We start from the raw sequence: 11,974 nt of genomic DNA on the forward strand, positions 1-11,974 counted from the left end.
AGGGCGGCCGGCGCCGGTATGGACCGGCGGCGGTGGCGGATGGCTCGCACGATGGTGCTCCCCCAGTCGGTCGTCTCGATGTCCGATACGCCGTGTCCGGACAACGGTCACCGCCGAATCGGACGCTAATCGGCTCTGAACTGGGTAAACGGCCTTTTCGGGGTGGTGCGACCCACCCGCCGTGGAGTCGTCGCGGGGGTTCACTTTCAGGACACCGTCCGCACCTCGGACAATGGATTGGACAAGGCTCGTGGGGTCGAACGCATGATGGCTTCACGCGCGCCCGCGTCGTACGTACCAAAGGAGTCACCGTGAGGGTCGGAATCGTCGGAGCCACCGGACAGGTCGGCGGAGTCATGCGCGGCATCCTCGCCGAGCGCAAGTTCCCGGTGGACGAGCTGCGGCTGTTCGCCTCGGCCCGTTCGGCGGGCTCGACGCTGGAGTGGGAGGGCCGCGAGATCACCATCGAGGACGCCTCCACGGCCGACTACTCGGGCCTGGACATCGTGCTCTTCTCCGCCGGCGGCGCCACCTCCAAGGCCCTCGCCGAGAAGGTCGCCTCCCAGGGCGCCGTCGTGATCGACAACTCCTCCGCCTGGCGCAAGGACCCCGAGGTCCCCCTCGTCGTCTCCGAGGTCAACCCGCACGCGATCAGGAACCGCCCCAAGGGCATCATCGCGAACCCGAACTGCACCACCATGGCCGCCATGCCCGTGCTGCGCCCCCTGCACGACGAGGCCGGCCTGACCGCGCTGATCGCCACCACCTACCAGGCCGTCTCCGGCTCGGGCGTCGCGGGCGTCGCGGAGCTCGACGGCCAGGTCAAGGCCGTCGCGGGCGGGGCCACCGCGCTGGTGCACGACGGCGAGGCCGTGACCTTCCCCGAGCCGGGCGTCTACAAGCGTCCGATCGCCTTCAACGTGCTGCCGCTCGCGGGCTCGATCGTCGACGACGGTTCCTTCGAGACCGACGAGGAGCAGAAGCTCCGCAACGAGTCCCGCAAGATCCTCGAACTCCCGGAGCTCAAGGTCTCGGGCACCTGCGTGCGCGTGCCGGTCTTCTCCGGCCACTCGCTCCAGGTCAACGTCCGCTTCGCGCGACCGCTGAGCGTCGAGCGCGCCTACGAGCTGCTGGCGCAGGCCCCGGGCGTCGAGCTCTCCGAGATCCCGACCCCGCTCCAGGCCGCGGGCAAGGACGCCTCGTACGTGGGTCGCATCCGCACCGACGAGACGGCCGAGAACGGCCTGGCGCTGTTCCTCTCGAACGACAACCTTCGCAAGGGCGCGGCGCTGAACGCCGTCCAGATCGCGGAGCTGGTCGCCGAGGAGCTGCGCGGCTGAGCCGCCCGCCCCGTCGTACGACGGCATCCCCGACCCGGTCGCCCGCGACTCCCGGGGCAAGCGCCGGCTGTACGAGGCGAGCGGCCTCACCCCGACCGTCCCCGACGCCGCCTTCGAGCCCCGGACCACCCTGGGCTCGGGCTGGAACGTGTACGACGACCTGGTCTGATCGGTCGGGTCCCCCACCGCGGGCGACGCCCCGGTACTCCCTCGCACCGCGCCCCACCGGATTCCTCCGGTGGGGCGCGGTGCCGTGTCGGGACGAAACCCTCGAAAGGGGCTGCCGCGTTCGCCCGTGGATTAGTCCGGGGCGGTTGCGCCGCCCGCGTGGAAGGATGGCGGGGCAACGACCATCGAAGGAGATGAACGCGTGCCTGGCACGAACCTGACCCGTGAAGAGGCCCAGCGGCGGGCGAAGCTGCTGACCGTCGACTCGTACGAGATCGAACTCGATCTCAGCGGGGCGCAGGAGGGCGGCACCTACCCCTCCGTGACCACCGTGCGGTTCGACTCCGCCGAGGCGGGCGCCGAGACCTTCATCGACCTGGTCGCGCCGGCCGTGCACGAGGTCGTGCTGAACGGCAAGGCACTGGACGTGGCCGCGGTCTTCCGGGACTCCCGGATCGCGCTGGACCACCTCGTCGCCGGGGCGAACGAGCTCCGGGTCGTCGCGGACTGCGCCTACACCAACACCGGTGAGGGCCTCCACCGCTTCGTCGACCCGGTCGACCAGCAGGCCTACCTGTACACCCAGTTCGAGGTGCCGGACGCTCGGCGGGTCTTCGCCAGCTTCGAGCAGCCCGACCTGAAGGCGACGTTCCGGTTCACCGTGACGGCCCCCGAGGGCTGGACGGTCGTCTCGAACTCCCCGCGGGAGATCCCCGAGGGGACGGAGTCCGCGGACGTCAAGGACGACGTCTGGCGCTTCGAGCCGACCCCGCGGATCTCCTCGTACATCACCGCGCTGATCGTCGGGCCGTACCACGCCGTCCACAGCTCGTACGAGGGTCCGAACGGGCAGTCGGTGCCGCTCGGCATCTACTGCCGGCCCTCGCTCGCCGAGTTCCTCGACGCGGACGCGATCTTCGACGTCACACGGCAGGGCTTCGACTGGTTCCAGGAGAAGTTCGCGTACGACTACCCCTTCGCGAAGTACGACCAGCTCTTCGTGCCGGAGTTCAACGCGGGCGCCATGGAGAACGCGGGCGCGGTCACCATCCGCGACCAGTACGTCTTCCGCTCGAAGGTGACGGACGCGGCGTACGAGGTGCGCGCCGAGACCATCCTGCACGAGCTCGCGCACATGTGGTTCGGCGACCTGGTCACCATGGAGTGGTGGAACGACCTGTGGCTGAACGAGTCGTTCGCGACGTACACCTCGATCGCCTGCCAGGCGTACGCCGAGGGTTCGAAGTGGCCGCACGCGTGGACCACGTTCGCGAACTCCATGAAGACCTGGGCGTACCGGCAGGACCAGCTGCCGTCCACCCACCCGATCATGGCGGACATCCGTGACCTGGACGACGTGCTCGTCAACTTCGACGGGATCACGTACGCCAAGGGCGCCTCGGTGCTCAAGCAGCTCGTCGCCTACGTCGGCATGGACGCCTTCTTCAAGGGCGTGCAGGCGTACTTCAAGGCGCACGCCTTCGGGAACACGCGCCTGTCCGACCTGCTGGGCGCGCTGGAGGAGACCTCCGGCCGCGACCTGACCGCCTGGTCGAAGGCGTGGCTGGAGACGGCCGGCATCAACATCCTGCGTCCGGAGGTCGAGACCGACGCGCAGGGCGTCATCACGGCCTTCGCCGTCCGCCAGGAGGCGCCCGCGCTGCCCGCCGGCGCCAAGGGCGAGCCGGTGCTGCGCCCGCACCGGATCGCGGTCGGCCTGTACGACCTGCGCGACGGCCTGCTGGTCCGCTCGGACCGGATCGAGCTGGACATCGACGGCGAGCTGACGGCGGTGCCGGAGCTGGTGGGCCGCGCCCGCCCGACGGTGGTGCTGCTCAACGACGACGACCTGTCCTACGCGAAGGTCCGCCTGGACGAGATCTCGCTGGCCAACGTCACCGCGCACCTGGGCGACTTCACCGAGTCGCTGCCGCGCGCGCTGTGCTGGGCCTCGGCGTGGGACATGACGCGGGACGGCGAACTGGCCACCCGCGACTACCTGGCGCTGGTGCTGTCGGGCATCGGCAAGGAGTCGGACATCGGTGTGGTGCAGTCGCTGCACCGCCAGGTGAAGCTGGCCATCGACCTGTACGCCGACCCGGCCTGGCGCGAGCAGGGCCTCGCCGACTGGACCGAGGCCGCGCTGGAGCACCTGCGGGCGGCCGCGCCGGGCAGCGACCACCAGCTCGCCTGGGCCCGTGCCTTCGCGGCGACGGCCCGGACCGAGGGACAGCTGACGTACCTGTCGGCGCTGCTCGACGGCTCCGCGGAGATCGAGGGCCTGGCCGTCGACACCGAGCTGCGGTGGGCGTTCCTGGAGCGCCTGGTCGTCACGGGCGTGCTCGACGAGCCGGCCATCGCGGCGGAGCTGGAGCGGGACGCCACCGCGGCGGGCGAGCGCCACGCGGCCACCGCCCGGGCGGCGCGTCCGACGGCGGAGGCCAAGGCGCAGGCGTGGGCCTCGGTCGTCGAGGGCGACTCGCTGCCGAACGCGGTGCAGGAGGCGGTGATCGGAGGCTTCGTGCAGACCGATCAGCGTGAGCTCCTCGCCCCCTACACCGAGAAGTACTTCGCGGTGGTCAAGGAGGTCTGGGACACCCGGAGCCACGAGATCGCCCAGCAGATCGCGGTGGGCCTGTACCCGGCGCTCCAGGTCTCCGAGGAGACCCTGACGTCGACGGACGCCTGGCTGGCCTCGGCCGACCCGGGCGCGGGTCTGCGCCGGCTGGTCTCGGAGTCCCGTTCGGGTGTCGAGCGGGCGCTGAAGGCCCAGGCGGCGGACGCGGCCGCCGCGTCCTGACGCCGCGGCCCGACCGACGAGGGGCGTCCCCGGTGCGCGACACGCGTACCGGGGGCGCCCCTCGCGCGTGGGCGCCGGGTCGCGGCGCCGGGTTTCAGCCCGCCGGGACGGCTCCGAGCGCGGCCAGTACGTGGGCCAGCGCCGGCGCCGAGGCGGAGCCGCGCCTCAGGGCGGCGACCACGTGCCGGGTGGGCCGGTCGTGGGCCAGGACCCGGACGGCGACACCGGACGCGCGGCCCGTCACCATGCGCGGGACGAGCGCCACGCCCATGCCGGCCTCGACCATGGCGAGGATGGCCGTCCAGCCCGACGCGGAGTGGGCCTGTTCGGGGACGAACCCGGCGGCCTCGCACGCGTTGCGGGTGATCTCCGACCAGGGCCCGCTGCCCCCGTAGATCCACCGGTCCCCGGACAGGTCGGCCAGTCGCACGGCCGGCGCGGCCACCAGCGGGTGGTCGGGGGGCAGGGCCACGTCCAGCGGGTCCTCCAGCAGCGTGATCCGGGTGAAGCGGGGGTCTCGGGCGGTCGGGGCGTGGGCCGCGAGGGAAAGGGCCAGGTCGACGGCGCCGGCGGACAGCAGCTCGTACGATTCGGCGGCCTCGGTCTCGCGGACGCGTACCTCCACTCCGGGGTGGGTCCGGCGCAGGGCGGCGACGGCCGGGACGACGAGGACGGGCACGGCGGTGGAGAAGGCGCCGATCCGCACCTCGCCCGCGTCCCCCGACAGGTAGCCGGCGAGTTCGGCGTCGGCCCGTTCGAGCTCGGCGAACACGGCCTCGGCGTGCCGCAGGACCAGGTGCGCGGCGTCGGTGAGCCGCACCCCGCGCCCCTGGACCTCCAGCAGCGGCACACCCAACTGCCTGGCGAGGTTGGTCAGTTGCTGCGAAACGGCCGAGGGCGTCATATGCAGCGCCGCGGCCGTCGCGGTCACGGTGCCCCGGTCGGCCAGGGCCCGCAGGATCCGCAGCTTCTTGATGTCCCACTCGATCATGGGACCGAACCTACCGCCGGGCACCGAGGGCCACGCCGCCCAGGATCAGTGCCATGCAGAGGAGTTGGGCGGGGCCGGTCCGTTCGCCCAGCAGCAGCAGTCCGAGGCCGGCGACGCAGACGGGCTGGAGGTAGTACACGACGCCGGCGCGGGCGGCGCCGATGACCGCGACGGCCTTGTTCCAGGCGAAGAAGGCGACGGCGGAGGACATCACGCCGACGTAGAGCAGCATGCCCCCGGCGGCGGGGGTGAGGGCGAAGCCGCCCTGGACGGACAGGGACACGGCGTACGCGGGCGCCAGCATCAGCGCGCCGAGCACGAAGGTGGCGAGCAGGAAGGCGAGTCCGCCCAGTTCGGCGGGCTTGCGCTTGAGCAGGGCGCTGTAGGTGGCGAAGGACAGCGCGGCGCCGAACATCCACAGGTCTCCGGCGGTGAAGTCGAAGCCGAGCGAGCCGTCCCCGACGAGGAGCAGCACCCCGAAGGCGGCGAGCAGCATCCCGAAGACGCGGCGGGCTCCGAGCCGTTCGCCGCCGAGGCGGGCGTACAGGGCCATGATCACCGGCGAAGCGGCCATGATCATGCCCATGTTGGAGGCGGAGGTGGTCAGTCCGGCCTGGTGGACGAGGGTGTTGTACAGGGTGACGCCGAAGAGCGTGGCCAGGCACACGTAGCCGAGGTGTGCGCGGAGCAGGGCCCGCTGGGCCCAGGCCTGGCGGGCGGCGAAGGGGGCGACGGCGACCGCGGCGATGACCCAGCGCCAGAAGACGGCCTGCACCGGCGGCACGGTGTCGGCCATGCCGCGGGTGGCGACGAAGCTGCCGGACCAGACGACCGTGGCGACCAGGGCGAGCGCGACGCCGAGCCCGGCGGCCCCCTTCGCACCGGTGGCTCCGGGCCGCTCGCGCTGCCCCGACCGGCCGGGCCGGCCGGCCTGTGGGGTCCGCGAAGCGGTGTGGGCGCGGTCCGTGACGGGCACTGGGGGTCTCCTCCTGAGGGTGGGATGCGGTGCGTGGTCTACCGTCGCATCCCACCATTACCCAGGTCCATCGAAACATTTCGATCGGTCTCTTCAGCAGGACTGAACGGTTCGACGGGGACCAACTCGGTCTCGTCCGTCGGTCCGGGCGCCTTGGGCGTCCGCTGCGCGAGCTGTCCCGCCACAGTCGCACCGAAGGCGATGGCCATGCCCAGCACCTGTACCGGGGTCAGCGCCTGTCCGAGGGCGGCCCAGCCGATGACGGCGGCGGTGAGCGGGGACAGCGGGCCGAGCAGGGTGACGGAGGTGGCGGTCAGCTTGCCGATGCCGCGGAACCAGAGCCAGTACGCGATCCCGGTGTTGATCAGCATCATGTAGCCGTAGCCGAGGAGCGCCTTGCCGTCGAGGGCGGGCGGCGCCCCCTCCACGAGAGCCGCGATCGGGATGATGAACAGGCCGCCCGCGGTGAGCTGCCAGCCGGTCACGGCCAGCGGGCCGACGCCCTCGGGGCGGCCCCAGCGCTTGGTCATCACGGTGCCGGCGGCCATGGAGGCGGAGGAGACCACTCCGGCGACGATCCCGACGAGGTCCAACCGGGCCTGCGCGGTCAGGACGACCATGCCCACCCCGAACGCGGCGACGATCGCGGCGAGCACGGTCCTCAGCCGCGCCCGCTCCCCCAGGACCAGCGCGGCGAGCCCGACGACGAACAGCGGTCCGGCGGCGCCGAGTACGGCGGCGACGCCACCCGGCAGCCGGTAGGCGGAGAGGAAGAGCAGTGGGAAGAAGGCGCCGATGTTGAGGGTGCCCAGGACCGCCGACTTCCACCACCACTCCCCCTTGGGGAGGGTCCGGGACAGGGCGACGAGCAGCAGTCCGGCGGGCAGGGCCCGCATGACCCCGGTGAACAGGGGCCGGTCCGGCGGCAGCAGTTCGGTGGCGACGGCGTAGGTGGAACCCCAGGAGACGGGGGCCAGGGCGGTCAGGGCGACGGTGGCGAAGCGGTTCACGAGAGCTCCTCGGGCGGATGGGAGCGGATGGGAGAAGACAAGGGAGCGGGACTCGGGCGCGGCTCAGGCGGCGCCGGCGACGCTCTCGCGCGGGATCGGCGCGCCCGTCGGGATCGCCGTCGCGGCCGGGGGCACCGCGTACACGGCTTCCGCCGGGAGTCGGCGCTCCAGCCGGGTCAGGGCCAGTGCGGCGCCGAGGGCGGCCACGGTCAGGACGGCCCAGGGGAGCCGGCCGTCGACCGCGAGCAGGCCGGTGAACAGGGACGGGGCCAGGGCCGAGGCCAGGGAGTACGACAGTTGGTAGGTGGCCAGGTAGCGGCCCCGTACGGCCTCGGGGGCGGCCGACACCGACAGGGCGCCGCCCGAAGGGCTGTGGACCAGCTCCCCGACCGTGTAGACGACCACGATGACCAGCAGGGCGATCAGGGTCGCGGTGGGTCCCGGCCGTACGGTGCCGAGCACGATCTGACCCACGAACGCGGCGGCGAAGAGCAGGGCGCCGAGGGCGGCGGAGCGGGTCCGGCGAGCCCCGGAGCGGCGGACCCTGCTCGCGATCAGGACTCCGGCGCCGGCGCACAGGGCGGTGTTGACGGTGAAGGCGGCCCCGGTGAGGGAGTCGGGGCCGTGCAGCCAGGTGACGATGTAGAGCGGGAAGAGCACGGACAGGGCCGAGTAGCCGAGCGCGGTCAGGAAGTTGGCGGCGGTCAGGCCGAGGAAGGGGCGGTCGGCCAGCACCATGCGGTAGCCGGCGGACGCCCGCCCGGCCGAGGCGGCCGAGGCGGCGACCGGAACACCGGTCGCGGTGTCCCGCACCGGCTTCACACGGGCCACGAGCATTCCGGCGAGCGCGAAGGCGACCGCGTTGCCCCAGGCGGTGTGGGTGAATCCGGCGGTGCCCCATACCGCCAGGACGCCCGAGACGATCAGCGCGCCGGCTCCCATGCCGGCGTTCTGCAGGGCCCGGATGGAGGCCTGGAGCCGGTCGCGGGAGGAGCCGCGGGCCACCTCGCCGATCAGGGACTGCTGGACGACGGGGAACGACCGGTCCGCGAGGGCGGTGACCAGGGCGACGGCGGCGAAGGCGGGGAGCGTGTCGGCGAGCGGGTAGAGCGCGAAGCCGAGGGCCCGGATCGCGTAGAGGAGCAGGTTGACCTTCCGGGCCCCGAACCGGTCGACGGCGGCGCCGGCCGGCGGCACGACGGCGAGTCCGGCCAGGCCGGTCACGGTGAGCACGACGCCGACGGCGGCGAAGGAAAGTCCCGTGACGTGGTGGAAGAAGACGAGCGAGAAGGGGACGTACATGCCGATCCCGATCGCGCTGATCCCCACCCCGAGGAGCAGGGACCGCTCCCCCTCCACCCGTTCCCCCGCCCGCCGCCTCGCATTGCCCTCGCCCACCTGAACCACTCCCCCGTTAGATCGCTTGGAAGTAGCTTAGCGCTAAGCTACTTTTCGTCAAGCAACTTTCTTGCGTTCAATCAAACGGAACCCGGATACTGCGCCCATGACCGAGGACAACAAGGACGCCGTCGACGCGATCACCGCCCAGTGGTACGCCGTACGACCGGATCTCGACACCGCGCCCATGGCCGTCTTCGGACGGATCTACCGGATCACCAAGGCCATGGGCGACGAGATGGAGCGGACCTACAACCGCTACGGGATCTCCCGCGGGGAGTTCGACGTCGTCGCCACCCTGAGGCGATCAGGCATCCCGTACACCCTCTCGCCCCGGCAACTGTCCGCGACACTGATGCTCACCACGGGCGGCATGACCGGGCGTCTGGACAAGCTGGAGAAGGCCGGACTGCTGACCCGCAGCCCCGACCCGCACGACCGGCGCGGGCTCCACGTGACCATCACCGACCGGGGTCTGACGCTCATCGACGAGGCCGTCACCGCGGGCCTGGAGGTACAGCGCGCCGCGCTCACTGGGCTCGACCCGCAGGAGGTGGAGGTCCTCACGGGCCTGCTCAGGAAGTTGCTCGCCGGGACCCCGTGAGGGCTTGCCGCCGGGACCCCGTGAGGGCCGGCCGCCGGGGCATCGCGCACGTCGCCGACCGGGCTCCCGGGAACACGACGGGGCGCCGGGGGTCCGCTACACGGCCGACACGCGTCGGCGTACGGACCCCCGGCGCCCCGGAAGTCATGAGGTGTGACCACCCCGCGCGGGGGCGGTCACGTGAACGGACGTCAGTCCGTGGGCTGCTGCTTGCGCGACTTGTCGCCCACCATGACGAGGCCCGCGATGACCAGGAACAGCACGATCGGCGTGGCCACGAACAGGCCGAGCGTCTCGCCAATGCTCAGGGGCGGAGCCGGGTCGTCACCGTCGTCGCGGGTCAGCGCGAGGGCGGGAGACGTCATCAGCAGCATCATCAGCGTCGTTCCGGCCGTGACGGCGCCGGCGCGCAGTGCGTTCTTCTTGTCCACGGTGCAAAAGTAGCGAACACCTAAACGGAGCGCGCGCCCGGGGGTGCCGTACGGGTCCGTACGCCCTCGCGCACCGCGCTCAACAGGGCGTTCGCGCGCGGCGAGGCCGTCAGCGCCTCCAGCGTCAACGGCCGCCCCGACCCGTCGGCGATCGGCAGCCGCCAGTTGGGGTACTGGTCCCAGGTCCCCGGCAGGTTCTGCGGGCGCCGGTCCCCCACCGCGTCCGGCAGCCACACGCCGACGAGCCTGGCGGGCGTGCGCAGCAGGAAGCCGTACAGGGCCCGCACGGCGGACTCCTCGTCCTTCGTCTCCAGCCCCAGCCGGTCCAGCAGGGCCAGCCACTCGGCGGTGTCGGCCTCGTCCTCGGCCCGTTCCACGTCCAGCGGGCGGGCGAGCAGACCGAGCCGGTCGCGCAGTTCGACATGGGCGCCGGCCAGCTTCGCGGCGGTGGGCGGCAGATCGTGCGTCGTGGCCGTCGCCAGGCAGTCCGCCCGCCACCGCTCGGGCTCCAGCGGGGCTCCGCCGCCCGTCCAGTCGCGCTCGAACCACAGCACCGAGGTGCCGAGCACCCCGCGCCGGGCCAGGGCGTCGCGGACCCTCGGCTCCACCGTCCCGAGGTCCTCGCCGACGACCAGGGCCCCGGCCCGGTGGGCCTCCAGGACCAGGATCGCCAGCATCGCCTCCCCGTCGTACGAGACGTACGTGCCCTCCGCCGGCGGGGTGCCCCGGGGGATCCACCAGAGCCGGAACAGCCCCATGACGTGGTCGATGCGCAGCGCGCCCGCGTACCGGAACACCCCGCGCAGCAGGTCCCGGAAGGGCGCGTAGCCGGCGGCGGCCAGCGCGTCCGGCCGCCAGGGCGGCAGCCCCCAGTCCTGGCCGCGCGCGTTGAAGGCGTCCGGCGGGGCGCCCACGGAGATGTCCTCGGCGTAGTGGCGCGGTCCGGCGACGTCCGAACCCTGCGGGTGCACGCCGACCGCCAGGTCGTGCACGACGCCGACCGCCATGCCCGCCTCGCGGGCGGCGCTCTGGGCGGCGGCGAGCTGCTCGACGGTCAGCCAGACCAACCAGCGGTGGAAGTCGGCCCGCTCCCGTGGATCCTCCCCGGCGCGCCCGGCGCACCAGGCCGCGTGCCGGTCCAGCGGGTCCCCCTGCTCGGCGCGGAACGCGGCGTAGGCCGCCGCACGCCCGGCCGTGCGCGGGACGGCGTACAGCAGCTCCAGGGCCCTCCGCTTCAGCTCCCACACGGCGTCCCGGTCGATGAGCTCGCCCTTCTCCAGGACCGCGCGGCGCAGCTCGGCGCCGCGTGCGGCGAGGTCGTCCAGGGCCGTCCGGTCGGGGCAGTGGGCGTACTCGGGGACGTCCTCGATCCGCAGGTGGACCGGGTCCGGGAAGCGGCGGGTGGAGGGCCGGTACGGGGAGGGGTCGGTCGGGGTCCCGGGAACGGCCGCGTGCAGCGGGTTGACCTGGATGAAACCGGCGCCGTGGGCGCGGCCCGCCCAGCGGGCGAGTTCGGCCAGGTCGCCGAGGTCGCCCATGCCCCAGGAGCGCTCGGACAGCAGCGAGTAGAGCTGCACGAGCAGCCCGTGGGTCGTCCGCCCGGGCGCGGCCGGGGCCCGGTCGGGGGCCACGATCAGCGTGGCCTCGGCGGTGCGGCCCTCGGGCGCCTCGGCGGTGAGCCGGTGCACGCCGAGCGGCAGGTCGGGGCCCCACGGGGCCTCCCCGCCGTCTTCCAGCAGCACCCGGCTCCCGGGGGGCACGGCCGGCAGGGGCTCCCCCCGCCAGTGCACCACCGTGCGGGGCAGGGGCCGCACGGCGGCCTCCAGGGCGGCTTCCGCGACGGCCGCCCGGATCTCCTCGGGCGTGTCGGCGGGCACCCCGAGGCACGCCAGCACCGTCGTGATGGTGGCGTGGGGGACCTGGACGCTCACGTCGGCGGCGGGCTGGTAGCTGGTGGCGATGCCGTGCAGTTCCGCGAGCCGGGCGAGATCGTCCATGGTCAAGTCCCTGTCTAGTTGCCCGCGGCCGCGGCCGCGGCGGGTGTGGTCGGCTCGCTGGTCAGCGGGGCCTCGGCGGTGAGGGGCGGCTCGCTGGTCAGCGGCGCGTGCGCGGAGTCGGCGAGCGGGGGCTCGCTGGTCAGGGGCGCGTCCGGCAGTCCGGCCTGGGTCGGCAGGTGGGCGAGCGGGGCGATGGGACGGGCGGAGGTTTTGCGGGCGGTGTGGATCGTGCGGTTGGTCCGGACGTTCATCTGAGCAC

Annotated in this window: 10 protein-coding genes; 3 read left to right on the forward strand and 7 right to left on the reverse strand. The window is 73.0% G+C overall.

Annotated elements, in window-relative coordinates:
- The first annotated feature begins 311 nt into the window (after positions 1–311).
- Both ACFYW3_RS08125 and pepN read left to right on the forward strand, forming a co-directional pair.
- Entirely contained in the window at positions 312–1,340 is a 1,029-nt protein-coding gene (locus ACFYW3_RS08125; protein ID WP_389385855.1) for an aspartate-semialdehyde dehydrogenase, read from the forward strand.
- A 370-nt stretch (positions 1,341–1,710) separates the two neighbouring features.
- On the forward strand, positions 1,711–4,308 hold the full coding sequence (gene pepN / locus ACFYW3_RS08130) for an aminopeptidase N (RefSeq protein ID WP_389385856.1): 2,598 nt from the start codon (positions 1,711–1,713) through the stop codon (positions 4,306–4,308).
- Positions 4,309–4,402: 94 nt separating this feature from the next.
- On the opposite strand, the gene ACFYW3_RS08135 is transcribed toward pepN, so the two are convergent.
- The 4 genes from ACFYW3_RS08135 to ACFYW3_RS08150 form a co-directional block, all read right to left on the reverse strand.
- Positions 4,403–5,299, reverse strand: coding sequence for a LysR family transcriptional regulator (locus tag ACFYW3_RS08135; protein WP_389385857.1), 897 nt, complete (start codon positions 5,297–5,299; stop codon positions 4,403–4,405).
- 10 nt (positions 5,300–5,309) lie between these two features.
- Positions 5,310–6,143, reverse strand: coding sequence for a DMT family transporter (locus ACFYW3_RS08140; protein ID WP_389385977.1), 834 nt, complete (start codon positions 6,141–6,143; stop codon positions 5,310–5,312).
- A 170-nt stretch (positions 6,144–6,313) separates the two neighbouring features.
- Positions 6,314–7,285 (reverse strand): EamA family transporter, encoded by a 972-nt coding sequence (locus ACFYW3_RS08145; RefSeq protein WP_389385858.1) that lies wholly within the window; start codon positions 7,283–7,285, stop codon positions 6,314–6,316.
- Between the two features lie 63 nt (positions 7,286–7,348).
- On the reverse strand, positions 7,349–8,683 hold the full coding sequence (locus ACFYW3_RS08150) for an MFS transporter (RefSeq protein WP_389385859.1): 1,335 nt from the start codon (positions 8,681–8,683) through the stop codon (positions 7,349–7,351).
- A 106-nt stretch (positions 8,684–8,789) separates the two neighbouring features.
- Here ACFYW3_RS08150 and ACFYW3_RS08155 point away from each other — a divergent pair, with 106 nt between their 5' ends.
- A complete protein-coding gene (locus tag ACFYW3_RS08155; RefSeq protein ID WP_351754930.1) occupies positions 8,790–9,287 on the forward strand; it encodes a MarR family transcriptional regulator in 498 nt (165 codons plus the stop codon).
- A gap of 191 nt (positions 9,288–9,478) precedes the next feature.
- Here ACFYW3_RS08155 and ACFYW3_RS08160 read toward each other — a convergent pair whose 3' ends face one another.
- Genes ACFYW3_RS08160 through ACFYW3_RS08170 form a run of 3 tightly spaced genes read right to left on the reverse strand, consistent with a single transcriptional unit; the run spans position 9,479 to position 11,966 of the window.
- A complete protein-coding gene (locus ACFYW3_RS08160) occupies positions 9,479–9,718 on the reverse strand; it encodes a hypothetical protein (RefSeq protein ID WP_053674868.1) in 240 nt (79 codons plus the stop codon).
- A gap of 20 nt (positions 9,719–9,738) precedes the next feature.
- Positions 9,739–11,715 carry a 4-alpha-glucanotransferase gene (locus ACFYW3_RS08165; RefSeq protein ID WP_351754927.1) on the reverse strand — a complete coding sequence of 659 codons (1,977 nt, stop codon included), beginning with the start codon at positions 11,713–11,715 and terminating at the stop codon, positions 9,739–9,741.
- A gap of 14 nt (positions 11,716–11,729) precedes the next feature.
- Complete coding sequence (locus ACFYW3_RS08170) at positions 11,730–11,966, reverse strand: hypothetical protein (RefSeq protein WP_351375729.1); 237 nt, start codon at positions 11,964–11,966, stop codon at positions 11,730–11,732.
- Positions 11,967–11,974: the final 8 nt, after the last annotated feature.

This window comes from Streptomyces sp. NPDC002602 (assembly GCF_042889445.1).
Lineage (GTDB): Bacteria > Actinomycetota > Actinomycetes > Streptomycetales > Streptomycetaceae > Streptomyces.

Excerpts from the sequence above, each read along its gene's own strand:
- ACFYW3_RS08135 (WP_389385857.1), bottom strand. The coding sequence starts at position 5,299 with ATGATCGAGTGGGACATCAAGAAGCTGCGGATCCTGCGGGCCCTGGCC.
- ACFYW3_RS08155 (WP_351754930.1), top strand. The coding sequence starts at position 8,790 with ATGACCGAGGACAACAAGGACGCCGTCGACGCGATCACCGCCCAGTGG.
- ACFYW3_RS08165 (WP_351754927.1), bottom strand. The coding sequence starts at position 11,715 with ATGGACGATCTCGCCCGGCTCGCGGAACTGCACGGCATCGCCACCAGC.
- ACFYW3_RS08170 (WP_351375729.1), bottom strand. The coding sequence starts at position 11,966 with ATGAACGTCCGGACCAACCGCACGATCCACACCGCCCGCAAAACCTCC.